Here is an 18,783-nt window from a genome sequence, read left to right on the forward strand (position 1 = left end):
TATGATTATGCTCTTTAACAATTTATGAAAACGGTATTAGATGATTTTCTAATACCGTTTTTGTTTTTAATAAAATAAAATTATGAAAACCGATAAAAATACAACCGCAAAGAAAAAACTATCTCCACATCAAAAAAAAGTTGCCGATGTAATGCACGAATTCAAAGAAGGCGATTTGCATTCTGGAAAGTCTGACATAATCGTGACCAATCCAAAACAAGCCATTGCCATAGCATTGAGCGAAGCCGAAGGATTAGATAAAAAATCTAAAAAATAAAATATATGTGTTTTTCAGCAACCGCAAGTTTCACTGCAGGTGTCGTACTTACTGTAATTGGTATTGCATCAATTAAAAAGGCAAATCATAAATCGCAACTACTTTTTGCAAGTATTCCATTTATGTTTGGTGTGCAACAATTTGCAGAAGGAATTTTGTGGTTAACCATTCCGAAACAAGATTATTTTATTTTACAGAAAATTGCAACTTATTTTTATTTATTTTTTGCGCATATTCTTTGGCCATTATGGGTTCCGATTGCAATTTTATTAATTGAAAAAAGCAGTACTAGAAAAAAATTTCAAAAATTTTTAGTTGCAACTGGAATTGCTGTAAGCATTTATTTAACCTATTGTTTGGCAAACTATCCTGTGAAAGCAGTAATCGAAGGGCATCACATAAATTATATTCTTGGTTATTCTAATTTAATGACTAATTTTTGGATATTTTTATATGCATTGGCAACCATTGCACCACCTTTTTTTTCGCATATCAAACGAATGTGGATTTTAGGAATTACAATTCTTATATCCTATATAATTACACAATTCTTTTACGAAAATTATATACTGTCGGTTTGGTGCTTTTTTTCATCAGTGATTAGTATAATGGTTTATTTTTTCACGAAACAAATTTCAGATACTAAAGCACAATAAATTCAACACAAATAATCCAGAATTTAATTAACAAACATAAAAAAATGGAAAATACACTAGTAAATAAAACCGAATCAATAAATAATTTCGGTTTTTCAGCAAAAGAACAAAATACAGATAAATTTATTGAAACAGCACCAAACGTAAAATTAAATGTCAAAGAATATCGAACTGGTAATCCTGTAATCTTAATACACGGTTGGCCCCTTTCTAACGAAATGTGGGAATATCAAATGGAAAATCTTGTTGCCAATAATTATCGAGTTATAACCTATGACCGTCGTGGTTTCGGAAAGTCTTCGCAACCTTGGAATGGTTATGATTACGACACTTTAACAGATGATTTAAAAGCAATAATTGACCAATTGGAGTTAAAAAATGTAACTTTGGTAGGCTTTTCTATGGGTGGCGGCGAGGTTGTTCGCTATTTTAGTCGACACGCTGGCGCAAATATTAAAAAAGTTATTCTTATTTCGTCGATAATTCCTTATTTGACAAAAAGTGATGACAATCCAGATGGTCGTACGAAAGAAAAAAACGAAGCTACACAACTTGCAATAAAAGAAGACAGAATTGACTTTTTGAACGATTTTGGGAATAATTTTTTTGGCGTAGGTTTTATTAATAATAATTTAAGCACATCATTATTAGAATATTATAGAATGCTGGCTTCTTTTGCTTCGCCACACGCAACTACCGAATGTGCCAAATCTTTTTCAATTGCAGATTTCCGACAAGAAGTTTTATCAATAAAAGTGCCTACATTAATTATTCACGGAAATGCAGACAAAATTGTACCCATTGAAATTTCTTCTGAAAAAACAGCAAAATTAATTGCTGATAATAAATTTATAATTTATGATGATGCGCCACACGGATTGTTTTATACTGATAAAGATAAATTGAATAGTGATTTACTTGAATTTTTAAATTCGTAATTTTTTAAATTCATATTATGAAAAACATTCTAATAATAAACGCACATCCTGACAAAGAAAGTTTCTGTTTTGCACTTGCAGAAAGTTATAAAATGGGTGCTTACAAATCAGGTGCCAATGTAAAATTACTGCATTTAATTGATCTGAAATTTGATCCAATTTTAAGAAATGGTTATCGAAAAATAATGGAATTAGAACCTGATTTGGTTCAAATGCAACAAGATATTTTGTGGGCAAATCATTTGGTTTTTGTTTATCCAAATTGGTGGTCTACTTTTCCAGCATTGCTTAAAGGTTTTATTGATAGGGTTTTTGTGCCAGGATTTGCGTTTCATTATCGAGAAAATTCGCCTTTTTGGGATAAATTATTAAAAGGCAAAACTGCCAGATTATTGGTAACAATGGATACGCCAAGTTGGTATTATTGTATTATTAATAGAAGTGCTGGACACAATGCAATGAAAATTGGGGTTTTGGAATTTTGCGGCATAAAACCTGTAAAAATAAGTGTCTTTTCGCCTATTAAATCATCAGATGAAACCAAAAGAAAAAAGTGGCTTAATGAAGTTATGGAATTAGGAGAAAATCAAAAATAATTTACCAAAATGAATCCACCATTCACATCAGAACAATTTCTTGAAGTATTCAAAAACTACAATCAAGCAGTTTTTCCGATGCAATTTTTAATTGTTTTTCTGGGATTTCTAATGATTTATTTTACAATAAAACCCAATCCAAAATCGGACAGCATTATTAGTTTTTTACTAGCATTATTTTGGTTTTGGATGGGAATCGTTTATCATATAACTTTCTTTTCAGCGATAAATAAATTTGCAAATGTATTTGGCGGATTATTTATTATTCAAAGTATTTTATTTTTAGTATTTGGTAATAATCAAGATAAATTAACCTTTCATTTTAAAAAAGATATTTATGGAATTACAGGAATGATTTTGATGATTTTTGCAATGATTATTTTTCCAATTTTAGGGTATTTATTTGGTCATATTTATCCATTTTCACCCGCATTTGGATTGCCGTGCCCAACTACAATTTTTACTTTAGGGCTTTTAGTATTAAACCTAAAAAAACGTACAATCTGGATTTTAATATTTCCAATTTTGTGGTCACTTATCGGATTTACTGCTGTTTTTCAATTTGGAATTTTAGAAGATTATGGTTTGATTGTGGCAGGTTTGATTTCGGTTTTTTTATTGATTTATAATAGTAAAATACTTTTAAAAACTAAATTTAAACAAAAATGACATTAGTAGAAATAATAAATTACAGACGTTCGGTGCGACATTACAAAAATCAACCAATTGATAATGATAAAGTAAAACATTGTATTGAACTAGCCACTTTGGCACCCAATAGTTCCAACATGCAACTTTGGCAATTTTACCATATCACAAATCCCGAAATGCTAAAAAAATTAGCAATTGCTTGTTTAAATCAACAATCAGCAACAACTGCACAGCAAATGGTAGTTTTTGTAACAAGGCAGGATTTATACCGTAAACGAGCAAAAGTAATGATGGAATTAGAAACTCAAAATGTGTTAAAAAATAGTCCAATAGCAAAACAAGAAAAAAGATTAAAAAGTTGGAAAATGTATTATAATCGAATAATGCCTTTTTTGTACTTCCGTTTCTTTGGGATTTTCGGAATTATCAGAAAAATAATAGTCAATATCGTTGGGCTTTTTAGACCAATTGTGTACCAAGTATCTGAAAATGATATGAGAGTTGTCGTCCACAAAACCTGTGCCTTGGCGGCTCAAACATTTATGCTTTCAATGGCAAATGAAAAGTATGACACTTGCCCAATGGAAGGTTTTGATAGTAGAAAAGTGAAAAGTATTCTAAAATTGCCGTATGGTGCAGAAATAAATATGGTGGTTTCTTGTGGCATTCGACAAGAAAATGGCGTTTGGGGCGAAAGAATGAGAATTCCTTTTGATGAAGTATATCGAGAGATTTAGAAAAATTGCTATTTACAATTATAAAATTATTGAAAGTGAGTAATGAGAAATTAAAAAATGAATAACCAATTTAAATTAATTCTAATAAAAACAATCCACACCATGATTTGGATATTTTTTAATTTAGTATTGTTTTACATGGCTTATGAAGTATTTACAAATAAAATTGACAACTTTATTTGGATAGGAATTGGACTAATTGTTCTTGAATTCATAGTACTTTTATTTTTCAAAATGATGTGTCCACTAACTATTATGGCTCGAAAATATTCTAATTCAACCAAAGAAAATTTTGATATTTATTTGCCCAATTGGTTAGCAAAATATAACAAACAAATTTACACCAGTCTTTTCTTAGCAATAATAATTGGATTTATTTATAGAATTTTAAACAAGTAAAAAATGAAAACAAAATTCTTAGAAATCATCAATAGCGAAACACCAACTTTGGTCGATTTTTATGCCACATGGTGTGGACCTTACAAAACAATGCGACCCATTTTAAAAGAACTTAAAGCAAACATAGGCGACCAAGTTAAAATCATAAAAATAGACGTAGACAAAAATCAAGAATTAGCAAATATCTATAAAATTAAAGGCGTTCCAACGCTTATACTTTTTAAAAAAGAGGAAATAAAATGGCGACAATCGGGTGTTATTTCTGCAAAAAATTTAGAACAAATAGTTATGCAATATTCGAATTAAAAGTTTAAAATTATGTTACAAAACACAGCAAGAAAGATTCATTTGTCATTATTAGTATTTCTCGGATTAAGTGCTATTGGCGGCGGCGGCGCATTAATTATTTCACCAACCGGCGAATTGCTGGGCGGATTGCCATTGTCAATTTTGAAAAATTCGCCATTCGATAATTTTTTAATTCCGGGTATTATTTTGTTTATTGTGCTCGGAATTTTTCCTCTTTTTATTGTCTTTGCATTAATCAAAAAAACAATTTCCACATTTGCAGAACGATTCAATTTATTTTCAGATATGTTTTGGGCCTGGTCTTTTAGTATTTACATTGCATTTGCATTAATAATTTGGATACAAGTCGAAACCATTTTTATTCAAGGAGTTGGTTGGCTACAAACATTTTATATGTTGTATGCTATACCGATGATTATCGTTGCTTTATTACCACAAACGAAAAAATTTTATAGAAAATGACAACAAACTACACAATTCCAACCCAAACCCGAATTGGTCATGTGCATTTGAAAGTTTCAAATTTGCAACGTTCACTCGAATTTTACTGCGATTTATTAGGTTTTGAAATAACCACAATGCACGGAACCGAAGCAGCATTTATTTCTGCTGGTGGTTACCATCATCACATTGGATTGAATACTTGGTACAGTAAAAATTTTCCGTTGGCACACGAAAAAGGAGTTGGATTATTTCACACCGCTATTTTATATCCAACCCGAAAAGATTTAGCCACCATTTATAGTAGAATTCTCGAAGCCGATTATCCATTTACTGGCGCAGCAGATCATGGTGTTTCGCAAGCATTATATTTGAATGATCCAGATAATAATGGTGTCGAATTGTATTGGGACAGACCAAAAGAAGACTGGCTTTACAACGAAGACGGAACGATTGTAATGTATTCAGCAGCATTAGATTTAGAAGATTTGTTAAAAGAAATTACATAAAAACAAATGGATTCACTCACACACGTAGCACTTGGAGCCTGTATGGGCGAGGCATTTGCAGGAAAAACTCTTGGCAAAAAAGCAATGTTGTGGGGCGCATTGGCACAAAGCATTCCTGATATCGATTTTGTGGCTTCTTTTTGGATGGATACTTCGTCTAACTTGTTGGCGCATCGTGGTTTTACACATTCTTTTTTGTTTTGTATCATCATTACACCCTTATTTGCTTTGCTTGCAGAATATTGGCACAGACCGCACAATATTAGTTTAAAACATTGGATGTTATTTTTTGGTAGCGTTATTTTTATCCATATTTTTTTAGATGCTTTTAATAATTATGGTGTGGGTTGGTTAGAACCATTTAGCCATAAACGATTTTCTTTTAATATGATTTATGTCGCTGATCCATTGTTTTCTATTTGGACAGGATTGGCGTGTTTGGCATTTATTTATTTTAGAAAAAATACGATTTACCGAAAAAGAATTTGGAAATTTGGTCTTGGTTTTACAGCCATTTATTTATTGATTTGCATTGGAATAAAAATAAAAATTGATGCAGATGTCAAGAAATCATTGCTACAACAGAATATAAATTACACGCAATATTTAACAACACCAGCACCATTTCAGAATAGTTTATGGTATGTAGTTGCAGGCAATGAAATCGGATTCTATGTTGGTCATAAATCAATTTTTGACACTAAAAAAACGATAGATTTCACTTATTTTGCTCGTAATAATAATTTGCTAGAAACAATAGAAGATAAAGAAGATTTATATAAACTGAAACGCTTTTCGCAAAATTTTTATACCATCGAAAAATGGAACGATACCCTTGTTTTTAACGATTTAAGATTTGGACAAATAAAAGGCTGGGAAAACCCTAAAGGGAAATTTGTGTTTCATTATTTTTTGCATAAAGAATACGACAATACACTTGTTGTGCAACGTGGACGATTTGTGGGTTGGAATGAAAAAACATTTGCTTCCTTATTTGAAAGAATGAAAGGTAATTAAATTAAGGTTTTACCACTAATAACAAGAATTAACACAAATTATAAAGATTCAAATTGGATTTTGGTAATTAAAAGGTATCATTTTTCGTGTAAATTCGTGGTAAACTTTTTTAACCAAATTCCAAAACTCTCAAAATTCCTGATTGAACATAAATTCATTCTCGTTGTTTAAAATAAAAAGTGCACAAGAAAAAACTTATTCTGAAAATTTTATAGCTAACCCAATGGTATAACTGATTGAAAATAGTATTTGTTTTGTGATGTACTTCGTTGGTTATCTGAATGCAATCTTCTTTGATAATCACATTTAAAGTTTTACTGACTTCTTTAGCAAAGTTTGCATTTTTGATATCAATATTCAATTCAATGCTAGCATAAGCACTGATGTCATTAATATTGTAAGAGCCAATGATAACAAGTTTCTCATCGACAACACACATTTTTGCGTGTAAAACAGTAGGTTGGTATTCGTATATTTCGACGTTTTTTCGCAGAAGCCAATCGTACATCCATCGTTCTGCCGATTTAGCAATTTTCACATCAGATTGGCTTGCCAATATTAATCTAACTTTTACTCCTTTTTTAATTGCATTTTTTATTGATTTTCTTGCAATACCTCCAGGGATAAAATAACTGCAAATAATGGTAATTTGGTGGGTTGCATTTTTAAACATTTCTATATAAGAAGTCGATATTTCATTCTTGGTTCTTACCCAATCGTTTCGTCTTATCCGACATAAAGCAATTTCGTTTTCTTTAAATTCAAATAAAGTGTTATTTTCTTTGCAATATTCAAGGGTTTTATTCACTTTAAATCCGTTCCAAGTTTTCCAACATAAAATGCAAAGTTCTTTTGCAATTGGACCTTCAAGAAATATGGCAAAATCTAGCCAAGCCTTAATATTCGGACAATCGTTGTATCTATCAGCGATATTCATTCCGCCTACTACAGCATATTTTGCATCTACTACAATCATTTTGTGATGCAATCTTCGTCCGAAATAAAAATTATTATTTTTAAACAAAGGGTTAAAAAATCGAAACTCAATGTTTTCGTTTTTTAAGTTTTTGATGAAAATTTCCGATAAATTTTCAGAAGCATAACCATCAACCATTAAATAAATTTTTACATTTTTAGCAGCGGCAACTTTTAGTGCATTTACAATTGATTTCCCTGTTTCATCATCATTAAAAATATAGGTTTGAATATGAATACTTTCAGTGGAATCTGATATAAGTTTTAGGAATAAATCAAAATAGGATTTACCACTTTGAATGAGTTGTATTTTATTTTCGGTAAATGTTCTATCTACTAACTTTTTCATTTAGTCATATTAATTCACATTTATAAATCATCTTCTTCATCAAAATCTCCTTTTTGATCATTTGACTCTTGGTAATCATTATTCAATGTTTTCTCAAGGTCTTTTTTATCTTTTTGATTCCTAATAATTGTAAAAACCACCAATACAAGTGCTAAAATGCATACGATTACTATTGCAGTATAATTCATATTTTTAAGATTTAGAAGTTAACAAGTATTTTAAACTACTTTTTTTTATTCGTTTTCTTAAAAGGTTTTATTTCCTTTTCTTCTGGCAATGGATTAACTTTTATTTGAGTTGGATCAAATGGGTTTGGTTTTTCGTTATTAAAATCTTCATTGGTTTTTTGGTACAGCATACCATCTATTTCCATTGGTTCTATTTTATTATTATTTTTCATTATTTATGATTTAATGTTATGCCAAAGTTTCATTATTTCATCTTTATAATTGTTACACAACTAATTCAAATTGTTATAAAATTCATATAAAAAAGCCAACATAAAAAAGAAGATATGTAGCAATTTTACAACTTTTTGATAAAATTTTATAAGTCATTATCTATACAAAATTACAAACTTTGAGAGTTTAAAATCAGTTTTTTAACTATCAAAAAGCGTATTATGAAAAAGTTGTTTTTACCATTAATACTACTTGTGATTTCTTGTTCTTCAACAAAAATTGTCAGTAGTTGGAGTGAACCCAATAAAGAAATCAAAATAAACAATCTCAACAAAGTTTTGGTTGTAGCCTTGCTCGATAACCAAACCAGCCAGCATAAAGCCGAAGATCAAATGGTTGGTTATTTGAACGGAAAAGGAGAGCAATCCTACAATTATTTCAAATCTAATTTCAATAAAGAAAATGAAGAAGCTATTCGTACAAAAATCAAAAAAGATGGCTTTGATGGGGCAGTAACTATGCGACTTATTGATGTTGATAAAGAGAAAATTTATACCCCTAGCGACGCTAATTTTTATCCAATGTATTACCGAGATTTTAGTGGTTATTATTTCAACCGATGGAATTACAATACAACATCAGGTTATTATACAACAACCAAAACTTTCACGGTCGAAACCAATGTATATTCTATCAAAGAAGACAAAATTATTTGGACCGCATTAACCGAAACAACAAATCCTGATGGGTTAAAAACTATGACTAGCGAAATAGCCAAAGTCGTTTACAAACAAATGCTTAAAGAAGGATTTGTTAATTAATAATTACAAATCTTATGCAAAAAACACTTTTTATAACACTATTATTTTTCAGTTCCTGCAAAGACAAACTCGACCAAACCAAACCAACAATTGGCGATGTAACGGAAAGTGTATATGCATCGGGAATAATTAAATCTGAAAATCAATACACCGTTTTTTCGACCGTAAGTGGTATTCTCAAAAAAATTGATGTTGTTGCTGGGCAAACCATTTCAAATGATCAATTGCTGTTTGAATTAGAAGACGACAAAGCCGAACTGAATACACAAAACGCCAGATTAACCTATCAATTAAGTCAAAATGCCAACCATTATATTCAAGATAAAATCTCGGAAATGGAAATCAAAGTGCAATTGGCTAGCGATAAATTGTTGGTTGACAAATCATTTTATGATAGAAATAACCGCATCAAACAATACAATATTATATCAGAAGTAGATTTTGAAAAAGTGGAATTAGCATACAAATCGTCTCAATTGAATTTAAAAACTTCGCAAAAACAATTGTCGCAACTAAAATCGCAGTTGAATTTTGACCAAAATAAAAATAATATTTTACTGCAAATTGGTCAAAAAACACAGAATGATTATCAAATTAAAAGTGCTTTTTCGGGTCAACTTTTTGATGTTTTGGTAAAAGAAGGCACTTTAATTTCGCCACAAATTCCGTTGGCAATTATCGGTCAAAAAAACGCTTTCTTATTAGAACTCGAAGTCGATGAAAACGATATGGCACGAATCAAAGTCAATCAATCCGTTTTGATCACATTAGATAGCTATAAAAACCAAGTTTTTGAAGCCAAAGTTGATAAAATTTATCCAATAATGAATGAGCGTTCAAGAACTTTTAAAATCGAAGCGCATTTTACAAATCCGCCACAAAAATTATATCCAAATCTTTCTGCCGAAGCCAATATTATCATTCAAACCAAAAAAAATGCCATTACAATTCCGAAAAACTATTTATTAAAAGGCGATTCTGTACAAGTAAATAAAAAAGAAAAACGCAAAGTAAAAATTGGTTTGTTTGATTATCAAAAAGTGGAAATTCTGGAAGGTTTAAAAGCAGATGAAATGATTTATAAACTCAAAGAATGAACTACAAATTAATCTTAAATATTGCCATTCATTTGCTTAGAGCACGGCTAAAACAAACTATTGTTGCAGCGGTTGGTGTAACTTTTAGCATTGCTATGTTTATTGCTTTGGTTAGTTTTATGAATGGTTTGAACGATTTGCTCGATGGATTAATGCTTAATAAAACACCACACGTTCGATTGTATAATGAAGTGAAGCCATCTCAAAATCAACCTGTTTTGTTATCTAAAAAGTATAAAAACAATGCCAATTTTATCAATTCTATAAAACCAAAAGACAGAGGGAAATCGATTTATAATAGCAAAATAATAATTCAAGATTTAAAACTCGATAAACGAATTATAGATGTGGCTGCCAAAATAAATACCCCAGTTTTTTTTAATTCTGGAACCATAGAAATCGCAGGAGTTATCAACGGAATCGAAATGGAACACGAGGAAAAATTATTCAAAATTTCAGAAAATATTATTGACGGGAATGTCTCTGATTTATTGTTGAATAACAGTATTATTATTGGCAAAGGTTTGGCTGAAAAAATGCTTTTAACTAAAGGCGATAATATTAATATTACTACTTCAGGAGGTAATTTGTCAATGCTAAAAATTGTAGGAACTTCGCAAATTGGCATTGCCGAAATCGATAATACATTCAGTTACACCTCACTCGAAACTGCACAGAAATTATTAGATAAACCTGTAAATTACATTACCGATATTCAGTTGAAATTGTTCGATATGCAATCGGCTCCTGCAGTTGCTAAAGAATTTTCAGACAAATACAAAACAGATACCATTGATTATCAAACCGCTAATGCACAATTTGAAACTGGCAGTACCGTTCGAACCATCATTTCCTATGCAGTTGGTTTGGTGCTACTTCTCGTTGCTGGTTTTGGAATTTATAATATCTTAAATATGATGATTTATGAAAAAATGGACACTATTGCCATTCTAAAAGCAACAGGTTTTTCGGGCAATGATGTAAAATGGGTATTTATATCACTGTCTATAATTATAGGTGTTGCTGGCGGATTGTTTGGATTGTTGTTTGGGTTTATTTTTTCATCAATCATTAGTATTATTCCTTTTGAAACTGCTTCGTTACCAACTGTAAAAACATATCCTATTAGTTATGATATTATTTATTACGTAATCAGTATGGTTTTTGCACTTTTCACAACGACAATTGCGGGTTTATTTCCTGCAATGAAAGCCAGTAAGGTAGATCCTGTTGAAATTATTAGAGGAAAATAAAATGGAAACCAAAATTCTAGAAGCCATAAATATCTCAAAAACATTTCACGAAACAATGGATGTGAAGGTTCTAACGGATATTAATTTCTCAATAAATAAAGGCGAATTTGCATCGATAATCGGAAAATCAGGTTGCGGGAAATCAACATTACTTTATATTTTATCAACAATGGATACTGCTTTTGATGGCGATTTGATTATAGATTCTGTTTCTATGAAAGACAAACCCGACTCCGATTTAGCAATAGTTCGTAACGAAAAAATTGGATTTGTATTTCAGTTTCATTATTTATTAAACGAATTTTCGGTTTTGCAAAACGTAATGTTACCAGGTTTAAAACTCGCAAAATTATCCAGTACCGAAATCGAAGCCAAAGCCTACGAAAAACTAAAAGTACTAGGCATTCAAGACAAAGCACTCAGCAGTCCAAACCAATTATCGGGTGGCGAAAAACAGCGCGTTGCTATTGCTCGTGCTTTAATCAACGATCCATTAATTATTATGGGCGACGAACCTACAGGAAATTTAGACAAAAAAAACTCCGAAATTGTATTCGACGTTTTCAAAGAACTCGCAGAGGTATACAAACAATCGTTGTTGATTGTGACACACGATAACGATTTTGCTAGCCGAACTCATCGCATTATTGAAATGGAAGATGGTGAAATCATCAAGATGTAAAATGCCATTTATGTGAATATTACAACTTTTAATAATAGTTCTATAACATAAAACCTTGATGTATGTCTCAACTTTGTACTTAATAATTATCAAATAGTAATAAAATGAAAAAAGTATTATTTTTATGTATATGTATAGGATTTACATTTGCATCAAGGGCACAAACACAAGACAAAAAATGGAATATTGGACTACACGGCGGAATAACCCAATATCACGGCGATTTAGGTAGAGATTGGTATAAAACAGACAAAGCTATGTACGGTTTTGGGGGAATTTCAGTTTCTAGATATTTATGGAAATATCTAGATATAAATGCAATGTATTCTAGAGGAACTTTGGGTTATGACAGTGGTGTTACAGGTTATAAAAGTGATTTTAGTTCGGTTGCTCTAAACTTGAGATTAAACCTTATAGGTCAAGAATATATAGCTCGTCCTTATGTTTTTGGTGGTATTGGTGCTATTTTATTTGATAGACAACTGAACTTTCATAAAGAAAAAATTGATTCAGCACTTCCAACAGCTGGTGGTGGAATCAACTTTAGATTATCACCAGTTATTTCTCTTAATCTTCAAGAAACATTTATGTTTACTAATAATGATAGTAGAGATGGAGTTGTTGCTGGAGCAGATGATGATTATCTTATGCATACTGTTGGATTAACTTTTAATCTCGGAAATTCAATCGATACAGATAAAGACGGAGTTACAGAGAGAAAAGACTATTGTCCAGACACACCAAGTGGAATTGCTGTTGATAAAAAGGGTTGTCCGCTTGATAGAGATGGTGATGACGTTGCTGATTATCTGGATACTTGTCCAGACATTGCTGGTTCGAAATCGTTAAACGGTTGCCCAGATAAAGACAATGATGGCGTTGAGGATTCAAAAGATCGTTGTCCTGATCAACCTGGTACAACTGAGTTAAATGGTTGTCCAGATGCCGATAAAGATGGTATTGCTGATTTAGATGATAAATGTGCGAACACTAAACAAGGGACAAAAGTAGATGACAAAGGATGTCCAATGGATAGTGATAACGATGGTGTGATGGACGATATGGATCGTTGTCCAGATATAGCAGGAGTTATAGCACTAAAAGGCTGTCCTGATGCTGATGCTGACGGAATTGCCGATATCGATGACCGTTGTCCTAACGCAAAAGGAACATCAGCAAACAAAGGTTGCCCAGAAATTACAAAAGCAGATATTGTTAGAATAACGTACATAGGAAGCAAAATTTTCTTCGAGAATAACTCGGATAAATTAAAAGTTGCTTCATTATCTCAATTAGATGAATTGTCAAAAATTCTATACAAATATGATGGTGCAAGTTTAACAATAGAGGGACATACTGACAGTGTGGGTGCAGATGATTTTAATATGACTTTATCTCAAAAAAGGTCAGAATCAGTTAGGCAATATCTTATAGGAAAAGGTATTTCAGATGCTCGATTAATTTCTATTGGATTTGGAGAAACCAAACCGGTTGCAACTAATAATACATCATTAGGGAAAGCTAAAAACCGTAGAGTTGAATTAAAAACAAATTATTAAAATAAAGTTTAAGGTTAGTTTTGTTTATTGGTAAAAATGGCTGTCAATTTTGACAGCCATTTTTTGCATCTTAATCGTAATTATGTAATTAAATAATAAAATTATGTAACATTTTAAACCGGCTATCGGATTAGTTTTACAATAGATATTTAAAATTAATTGAATATTAGTAAACTTTAATTATTATGAAAAAAAATGTATTAAAATTTGGATTGTTCTTAATGATTCTAATAGGAATGGGTTCTTGTAAAAACAAGGAAAGAGAATTGGCTGACCAACGAATTAGCGAATTAGAAACTTATGTGGATTCTTTAAAAACTGTTTCTGCTGAAGAAAGACAGGCAAATTGGGATAGAATTGCTGAAGATTTTGAAATTAAAAAAACAAATGCAAATGATGCTTTAGCGGGTCTTGACGAAGATGTTAAGCCAGCATCTCAGGCAAAAATAGATGCTTCAAATGCTAAATACGATGAGTATAAAGTTATTGTATTAGCTAAACCAGTAGCAGAAACAACGTCATATGATGTTGTGAAACCAGTAAAAGCTAGTCCTTCACAATTGTTACGAGACAGATTGTTTGGAGCTGGTAAAATTGGTAACGATATGAGTTTTGCTTGGGTAAATAAAGACAATATTCTTTCAGTTTATGATAACTTTTATCAATCTTATAAAGACAATAAAGCAAACTTTACTAGAGAAGATTATGATGAAACTAAATTAATGTATGAAGCTTTAGATTCTAGAAAAAACACAGTAGAAAAAGAAGGCTTAACCTCTGAGGATAATGGAAAAATCGCTTCTATTAAATTGAAATTAGCACCAATGTTTAAAGTAAACAGAATAGGAGCAAAAAGTAGAGAAAACCAAGAAGCAAAAGAATAAATATAATATCTTCTTTATGGGAAATGACAGTCTAGTAATGGCTGTCATTTTTTATTTATAGATTATCCGATTTAACTATTACACTTTAGAATTTAATCTAGGAATATTACAACTTTCACAAATAGTTATATAACAACCAATTAACAATATTTCACAACCTTTATAAAAATAAATTTTTAAACAAAATCAAGATGAAAATTTTAATAGCATTAATCCTTTTTAGTTTGGTTGCTCCAAATTCTTGTAAAAATTCTGATGCTGAAGACGAATTGCAAATGAACCATTCAATGCCAATAGAAAATGAACTGATGGAGTCAATGAATAAAACTACCACAATTATGAATAATACGACAATGAATGGTGACTTTGATTTTGATTTTGCAAATCTAATGATTATGCACCATCAAATGGCAAATGATATGAGCCGCATAGAAATCGAAAAGGGAAGTGATGAAACCATCAAAAAAATGGCAAATGGAATTATTGTAGCACAAGAAATTGAAATTAGACAAATGCAACAGTTTTTACAAAATTATAAAATTCCTGTACCCAATAATCAAATCTCAAATAGTTATAAAATTGCTGCCGAAATGAAATCAATGATAGACAATATGAGTAAAATAAAGATGTTTGAAAATATGGATGAAGATTACGTAGCAATGATGATTCCACATCACCAAAGTGCAGTTTCTATGGCAAAACAACAATTAAATTTTGGCAAACAAGATGTTTTATTAGAACTATCAAAAAATATTATTGAAGATCAATCCTTTGAAATTGAAGAATTCAAAAATTGGCAATCCAAAAACTAGGAATTATGTTAGAAGTCAAAAAAGAAGGAATCGTTCTGAGTAAATCGGGACCAGGTTTCGAAGTAGAAGGTGTTTTGAATCCAGCCGTTATTCACTATGGAGATTATATTCATATGTTTTATCGCGCTGTCGGAAAAGGCAATTATTCGAGTATTGGTTATGCTAAATTTAAAACACCATTAGAGGTTGTTGAAAGAATGGATGTACCGATTATTTTTCCACAATTTGAATATGAAGAACACGGTGTTGAAGATCCAAGAATCGTCAGAATTGATGAGTTATTTTATCTTTCCTATTGTGCTTTTGATGGTGTAAATGCACTTGGAGCACTGGCAACATCGCCAGATTTAATTACTTGGACCAAACACGGAATTATAGTGCCACAAATGATGTTTGACGAATTTAAACGTTTGGCAGGAACCAAGAGCAAGCTCAACGAGAAATATTTTCGTTACAATGAACACGAAGGTATTAAAGAAAAAAATGGAAAAAAAGTAATGATTTGGGATAAAAATGTAGTTTTTTTTCCTCGTCGCATTAATGGGAAACTGCATTTTTTGCATCGAATAAAACCAGATATTCAGATAGTTTGTGTACATAAATTAAGCGAATTAACTCCAGAATTTTGGCAAAATTATTTATTGAGATTTAAAGATTATGTAGTGATTTATCCAAAATTAAAACACGAAATAAGTTACATCGGTGGCGGCTGTCCGCCAATTGAAACCAAAGAAGGATGGTTACTGATTTATCACGGTGTTTACGACACAATAAAAGGGTTTGTTTATTGTGCTTGTGCTGCATTATTAGATTTGGAAAAGCCCGATATTATCCTTGCAAGATTGCCTTATCCATTATTTAAACCTGAACACGAATGGGAATTACACGGAATGGTAAACAATGTTTGTTTTCCAACAGGTGCTATTGTAAGTAATGATAAACTCTATATTTATTATGGTGCTGCCGATGAGCATATTGCTTGCACATCAGTCAGTATGACCGAATTACTATCAGAATTAATGCTTAATCTAAAATAAAATGCAAACTAAAACAGCAACAAAGAATAATCATATTTTTTCAACTAGAAAAATTCTTGAAAGAGCGGGAATTTCCAAATCTATTTTCATCGAAAATCAAAATATTTTGCCTGAAATTTTATGTATCACATCATATCCGCCACGCGAATGTGGTATTGCAACGTATTCCCAAGATTTAATTTTTGCTTTGAATAACAAATTTCGTAAATCGTTCGATATCAAAATATGTGCTTTAGAAAATCAAAATGACAATTACATTTATAATGAAAAAGTTGATTTTGTTCTCGAAACCGATAATCAGAATTCTTATATAGAATTAGCCGAAAACATCAACGAAAATAATAACATTTCGATGGTTTTAATCCAACACGAATTTGGCTTATTCAGATCAAACGAATCGGATTTTGTTGCATTTCTAAAATCATTACAAAAACCTATTATTGTTGCTTTTCATACTGTTTTGCCAAATCCAGATAATTTTTTGAAAGAAAATGTTCAAAAAATTAACGAAATCGTTGAATCATTTATAGTAATGACCAAATCTTCAGCTAAATTATTGGTTAATGATTACGCTATTGCAAATGAAAAAATTTCCATAATTCCACACGGAACACATTTAGTTGAGCACACTAACAAAGATGTTTTAAAAGAAAAATACAATTTTACTGGACGAAAAATAATATCCACTTTTGGGTTATTAAGTTCGGGAAAATGTATTGAAACTTCCATAAATGCATTGCGAACAATAGTAAAACAGCATCCAGAAGTTCTGTTCTTGGTCATTGGAAAAACACATCCAAATGTGGTGAAAAATGATGGTGAAAAATACCGAGAAAATTTGGAAGCCAAAATAAACGCTCTACAACTAAACCAATATGTCAAATTTGTCAATCAATATTTGCCTTTAGATCAATTACTAGAATATTTACAGTTAACAGATATTTACTTGTTTACATCCAAAGACAGAAATCAAGCTGTTTCTGGAACTTTTTCGTATGCTATAAGTTGCGGTTGCCCCATTATTTCAACACCTATTCCGCACGCTGTTGAGGTTTTACAAAATGGAACAGGTATCATTATCGATTTTGAAAACCCAAAACAATTAGCAGATCAAGTCAATCATTTGTTAGATAATGAACAACTTCGCAGAGAAATTTCATCAAACGGAATTCACAAACTAGCACCAACCGCTTGGGAAAACTCAGCAATTGCTCATGCTTTATTATTTGAAGAAATCAGTGATAAAAAAATAGAATTGCATTATAAAATTCCAGCGATAAATCTCAATCATTTTAAAAACTTAACCACAGATTTTGCTATGATTCAATTCTCAATTATTAATCAACCAGACATTAATACTGGTTATACACTCGACGACAATGCGCGCGCATTAGTTGCTATGTGTCAGCATTTTGAAATAGAAAAAGATGAAAATGATTTAGTTTACATAACCAAATACTTCAATTTTATCAAATATTGTTTGCAACCCGAAGGTTACTTTTTGAATTATGTCGACGAAAATAAAAAATTCACAAAACAGAATTCTGAAAACCTTGCCGATTCCAATGGTAGAGCAATTTGGGCATTAGGATATCTAATTTCTATAAGTGATATATTACCCAATGAATTGGAAGCAAAAGCAAAAAAAACAATGCAATTGGCTTTATCAAATGTGCATAAAATTCATTCACCTAGAGCTATGGCATTTATCATAAAAGGAATTTATTATAGCAATACCAAAAACAATTCGGTTGAAAATGTCATAATTTTAAAACACTTAGCAGATAGATTGGTTCAAATGTACAGGCACGAAACTAATGACAATTGGCATTGGTTTGAAAGCTACTTAACCTACGGAAATAGTATTTTGCCCGAAGCTATGTTGTGTGCTTATTTAGCAACCGATAATTTAGTTTATAAAGGAATTGCCAAAACCTCTTTTGATTTTTTACTTTCAAAAATTTTTAGTAAAAACGAAATAAATGTGATTTCAAACAAAGGTTGGTTACATAATAATACTGATATACAAACTGAAAAAATAGGTGGAGAACAACCAATAGATGTAGCTTATTCAATAATAGCATTAAGTAAATTTTACGATGCTTTTCAAGAGGACAATTATCTAGAAAAAATAGAAATAGCTTTCGATTGGTTTTTAGGTAAAAACCATTTGCAACAAATAGTTTATAATCCTTGTACTGGGGGCTGTTATGACGGTTTAGAAGACACTTACATCAACCTGAATCAAGGAGCAGAATCAACTGTAAGCTACTTAATGGCAAGATTAACCATAGAAAAATATTTTAAAGATAAAAGTAAAATTATTACGAAAAATTATTCAAATTCAAAATTTTTAAATCAAATAGCAACTTTATAAAAAAAA

The 18,783-nt window shown here is 30.9% G+C and carries 23 protein-coding genes; 20 read left to right on the forward strand and 3 right to left on the reverse strand.

Features of this window, described 5'->3' with window-relative positions:
• The first annotated feature begins 82 nt into the window (after window positions 1–82).
• The 11 genes from RMO70_RS09855 to RMO70_RS09905 all read left to right on the forward strand — a co-directional run bounded on the left by RMO70_RS09855 (window position 83) and on the right by RMO70_RS09905 (window position 6,530).
• The gene (locus tag RMO70_RS09855) at window positions 83–277 is read left to right on the forward strand and encodes a DUF6496 domain-containing protein (RefSeq protein WP_310556269.1); all 195 of its coding nucleotides are present in this window, start codon (window positions 83–85) and stop codon (window positions 275–277) included.
• 5 nt (window positions 278–282) lie between these two features.
• Complete coding sequence (locus RMO70_RS09860; RefSeq protein WP_310556270.1) at window positions 283–933, forward strand: DUF6629 family protein; 651 nt, start codon at window positions 283–285, stop codon at window positions 931–933.
• Window positions 934–977: 44 nt separating this feature from the next.
• Window positions 978–1,871, forward strand: a complete 894-nt coding sequence (locus tag RMO70_RS09865) for an alpha/beta hydrolase (RefSeq protein ID WP_310556271.1) — start codon at window positions 978–980, stop codon at window positions 1,869–1,871.
• 17 nt (window positions 1,872–1,888) lie between these two features.
• Window positions 1,889–2,467: an NAD(P)H-dependent oxidoreductase gene (locus RMO70_RS09870; protein ID WP_310556272.1), complete on the forward strand. Its 579-nt coding sequence runs from the start codon at window positions 1,889–1,891 to the stop codon at window positions 2,465–2,467.
• A 9-nt stretch (window positions 2,468–2,476) separates the two neighbouring features.
• Entirely contained in the window at window positions 2,477–3,136 is a 660-nt protein-coding gene (locus RMO70_RS09875; RefSeq protein WP_310556273.1) for a DUF6064 family protein, read from the forward strand.
• A complete protein-coding gene (locus RMO70_RS09880; RefSeq protein ID WP_310556274.1) occupies window positions 3,133–3,855 on the forward strand; it encodes a nitroreductase family protein in 723 nt (240 codons plus the stop codon). Before RMO70_RS09875 ends, RMO70_RS09880 begins: the two co-directional genes overlap by 4 nt.
• Before the next feature lie 102 nt (window positions 3,856–3,957).
• Window positions 3,958–4,254, forward strand: a complete 297-nt coding sequence (locus tag RMO70_RS09885) for a hypothetical protein (RefSeq protein ID WP_310556275.1) — start codon at window positions 3,958–3,960, stop codon at window positions 4,252–4,254.
• 3 nt (window positions 4,255–4,257) lie between these two features.
• On the forward strand, window positions 4,258–4,560 hold the full coding sequence (locus RMO70_RS09890; protein WP_310556276.1) for a thioredoxin family protein: 303 nt from the start codon (window positions 4,258–4,260) through the stop codon (window positions 4,558–4,560).
• 12 nt (window positions 4,561–4,572) lie between these two features.
• On the forward strand, window positions 4,573–5,025 hold the full coding sequence (locus RMO70_RS09895) for a hypothetical protein (RefSeq protein ID WP_310556277.1): 453 nt from the start codon (window positions 4,573–4,575) through the stop codon (window positions 5,023–5,025).
• Complete coding sequence (locus tag RMO70_RS09900) at window positions 5,022–5,513, forward strand: VOC family protein (protein ID WP_310556278.1); 492 nt, start codon at window positions 5,022–5,024, stop codon at window positions 5,511–5,513. Before RMO70_RS09895 ends, RMO70_RS09900 begins: the two co-directional genes overlap by 4 nt.
• A 6-nt stretch (window positions 5,514–5,519) precedes the next feature.
• The gene (locus RMO70_RS09905) at window positions 5,520–6,530 is read left to right on the forward strand and encodes a metal-dependent hydrolase (RefSeq protein ID WP_310556279.1); all 1,011 of its coding nucleotides are present in this window, start codon (window positions 5,520–5,522) and stop codon (window positions 6,528–6,530) included.
• Window positions 6,531–6,684: 154 nt separating this feature from the next.
• Here the strand turns inward: RMO70_RS09905 and RMO70_RS09910 are convergent, their stop codons facing one another.
• Genes RMO70_RS09910 through RMO70_RS09920 form a run of 3 tightly spaced genes read right to left on the reverse strand, consistent with a single transcriptional unit; the run spans window position 6,685 to window position 8,254 of the window.
• Window positions 6,685–7,854 carry a phosphatidylserine/phosphatidylglycerophosphate/cardiolipin synthase family protein gene (locus tag RMO70_RS09910; protein WP_310556280.1) on the reverse strand — a complete coding sequence of 390 codons (1,170 nt, stop codon included), beginning with the start codon at window positions 7,852–7,854 and terminating at the stop codon, window positions 6,685–6,687.
• Window positions 7,855–7,874: 20 nt separating this feature from the next.
• Window positions 7,875–8,042 carry a FeoB-associated Cys-rich membrane protein gene (locus tag RMO70_RS09915; RefSeq protein WP_310556281.1) on the reverse strand — a complete coding sequence of 56 codons (168 nt, stop codon included), beginning with the start codon at window positions 8,040–8,042 and terminating at the stop codon, window positions 7,875–7,877.
• Between the two features lie 35 nt (window positions 8,043–8,077).
• Window positions 8,078–8,254 carry a hypothetical protein gene (locus tag RMO70_RS09920; RefSeq protein ID WP_310556282.1) on the reverse strand — a complete coding sequence of 59 codons (177 nt, stop codon included), beginning with the start codon at window positions 8,252–8,254 and terminating at the stop codon, window positions 8,078–8,080.
• 222 nt (window positions 8,255–8,476) lie between these two features.
• Here RMO70_RS09920 and RMO70_RS09925 point away from each other — a divergent pair, with 222 nt between their 5' ends.
• The 9 genes from RMO70_RS09925 (at window position 8,477) to RMO70_RS09965 (ending at window position 18,777) form a co-directional block, all read left to right on the forward strand.
• Window positions 8,477–9,076: a hypothetical protein gene (locus RMO70_RS09925; RefSeq protein ID WP_310556283.1), complete on the forward strand. Its 600-nt coding sequence runs from the start codon at window positions 8,477–8,479 to the stop codon at window positions 9,074–9,076.
• Window positions 9,077–9,090: 14 nt separating this feature from the next.
• Window positions 9,091–10,173 carry an efflux RND transporter periplasmic adaptor subunit gene (locus RMO70_RS09930; protein ID WP_310556284.1) on the forward strand — a complete coding sequence of 361 codons (1,083 nt, stop codon included), beginning with the start codon at window positions 9,091–9,093 and terminating at the stop codon, window positions 10,171–10,173.
• Window positions 10,170–11,426: an FtsX-like permease family protein gene (locus tag RMO70_RS09935; protein ID WP_310556285.1), complete on the forward strand. Its 1,257-nt coding sequence runs from the start codon at window positions 10,170–10,172 to the stop codon at window positions 11,424–11,426. The genes RMO70_RS09930 and RMO70_RS09935 overlap by 4 nt, the downstream gene beginning before the upstream one ends.
• Window position 11,427: 1 nt before the next feature.
• The gene (locus RMO70_RS09940; RefSeq protein WP_310556286.1) at window positions 11,428–12,108 is read left to right on the forward strand and encodes an ABC transporter ATP-binding protein; all 681 of its coding nucleotides are present in this window, start codon (window positions 11,428–11,430) and stop codon (window positions 12,106–12,108) included.
• Window positions 12,109–12,212: 104 nt separating this feature from the next.
• Window positions 12,213–13,667, forward strand: a complete 1,455-nt coding sequence (locus RMO70_RS09945) for an OmpA family protein (protein ID WP_310556287.1) — start codon at window positions 12,213–12,215, stop codon at window positions 13,665–13,667.
• 185 nt (window positions 13,668–13,852) lie between these two features.
• Window positions 13,853–14,551, forward strand: a complete 699-nt coding sequence (locus RMO70_RS09950) for a hypothetical protein (RefSeq protein ID WP_310556288.1) — start codon at window positions 13,853–13,855, stop codon at window positions 14,549–14,551.
• Window positions 14,552–14,742: 191 nt separating this feature from the next.
• The gene (locus RMO70_RS09955; protein WP_310556289.1) at window positions 14,743–15,363 is read left to right on the forward strand and encodes a DUF305 domain-containing protein; all 621 of its coding nucleotides are present in this window, start codon (window positions 14,743–14,745) and stop codon (window positions 15,361–15,363) included.
• Window positions 15,345–16,400 carry a pesticidal protein Cry7Aa gene (locus RMO70_RS09960; protein ID WP_310556290.1) on the forward strand — a complete coding sequence of 352 codons (1,056 nt, stop codon included), beginning with the start codon at window positions 15,345–15,347 and terminating at the stop codon, window positions 16,398–16,400. Before RMO70_RS09955 ends, RMO70_RS09960 begins: the two co-directional genes overlap by 19 nt.
• A gap of 1 nt (window position 16,401) precedes the next feature.
• Window positions 16,402–18,777 carry a glycosyltransferase gene (locus RMO70_RS09965; RefSeq protein ID WP_310556291.1) on the forward strand — a complete coding sequence of 792 codons (2,376 nt, stop codon included), beginning with the start codon at window positions 16,402–16,404 and terminating at the stop codon, window positions 18,775–18,777.
• Window positions 18,778–18,783: the final 6 nt, after the last annotated feature.

This window comes from Flavobacterium sp. (genome assembly GCF_031422135.1).
Taxonomy (GTDB): domain Bacteria; phylum Bacteroidota; class Bacteroidia; order Flavobacteriales; family Flavobacteriaceae; genus Flavobacterium.

Bases quoted from the DNA above. Each gene is read 5' to 3' on its own strand.
- RMO70_RS09865 (WP_310556271.1), top strand. From the start codon at position 978: ATGGAAAATACACTAGTAAATAAAACCGAATCAATAAATAATTTCGGT.
- RMO70_RS09945 (WP_310556287.1), top strand. From the start codon at position 12,213: ATGAAAAAAGTATTATTTTTATGTATATGTATAGGATTTACATTTGCA.
- RMO70_RS09950 (WP_310556288.1), top strand. From the start codon at position 13,853: ATGAAAAAAAATGTATTAAAATTTGGATTGTTCTTAATGATTCTAATA.
- RMO70_RS09875 (WP_310556273.1), top strand. From the start codon at position 2,477: ATGAATCCACCATTCACATCAGAACAATTTCTTGAAGTATTCAAAAAC.
- RMO70_RS09895 (WP_310556277.1), top strand. From the start codon at position 4,573: ATGTTACAAAACACAGCAAGAAAGATTCATTTGTCATTATTAGTATTT.
- RMO70_RS09910 (WP_310556280.1), bottom strand. From the start codon at position 7,854: ATGAAAAAGTTAGTAGATAGAACATTTACCGAAAATAAAATACAACTC.
- RMO70_RS09890 (WP_310556276.1), top strand. From the start codon at position 4,258: ATGAAAACAAAATTCTTAGAAATCATCAATAGCGAAACACCAACTTTG.
- RMO70_RS09965 (WP_310556291.1), top strand. From the start codon at position 16,402: ATGCAAACTAAAACAGCAACAAAGAATAATCATATTTTTTCAACTAGA.
- RMO70_RS09905 (WP_310556279.1), top strand. From the start codon at position 5,520: ATGGATTCACTCACACACGTAGCACTTGGAGCCTGTATGGGCGAGGCA.
- RMO70_RS09880 (WP_310556274.1), top strand. From the start codon at position 3,133: ATGACATTAGTAGAAATAATAAATTACAGACGTTCGGTGCGACATTAC.
- RMO70_RS09860 (WP_310556270.1), top strand. From the start codon at position 283: ATGTGTTTTTCAGCAACCGCAAGTTTCACTGCAGGTGTCGTACTTACT.
- RMO70_RS09925 (WP_310556283.1), top strand. From the start codon at position 8,477: ATGAAAAAGTTGTTTTTACCATTAATACTACTTGTGATTTCTTGTTCT.
- RMO70_RS09915 (WP_310556281.1), bottom strand. From the start codon at position 8,042: ATGAATTATACTGCAATAGTAATCGTATGCATTTTAGCACTTGTATTG.
- RMO70_RS09930 (WP_310556284.1), top strand. From the start codon at position 9,091: ATGCAAAAAACACTTTTTATAACACTATTATTTTTCAGTTCCTGCAAA.
- RMO70_RS09955 (WP_310556289.1), top strand. From the start codon at position 14,743: ATGAAAATTTTAATAGCATTAATCCTTTTTAGTTTGGTTGCTCCAAAT.
- RMO70_RS09855 (WP_310556269.1), top strand. From the start codon at position 83: ATGAAAACCGATAAAAATACAACCGCAAAGAAAAAACTATCTCCACAT.
- RMO70_RS09920 (WP_310556282.1), bottom strand. From the start codon at position 8,254: ATGAAAAATAATAATAAAATAGAACCAATGGAAATAGATGGTATGCTG.
- RMO70_RS09935 (WP_310556285.1), top strand. From the start codon at position 10,170: ATGAACTACAAATTAATCTTAAATATTGCCATTCATTTGCTTAGAGCA.
- RMO70_RS09870 (WP_310556272.1), top strand. From the start codon at position 1,889: ATGAAAAACATTCTAATAATAAACGCACATCCTGACAAAGAAAGTTTC.
- RMO70_RS09885 (WP_310556275.1), top strand. From the start codon at position 3,958: ATGATTTGGATATTTTTTAATTTAGTATTGTTTTACATGGCTTATGAA.
- RMO70_RS09940 (WP_310556286.1), top strand. From the start codon at position 11,428: ATGGAAACCAAAATTCTAGAAGCCATAAATATCTCAAAAACATTTCAC.
- RMO70_RS09900 (WP_310556278.1), top strand. From the start codon at position 5,022: ATGACAACAAACTACACAATTCCAACCCAAACCCGAATTGGTCATGTG.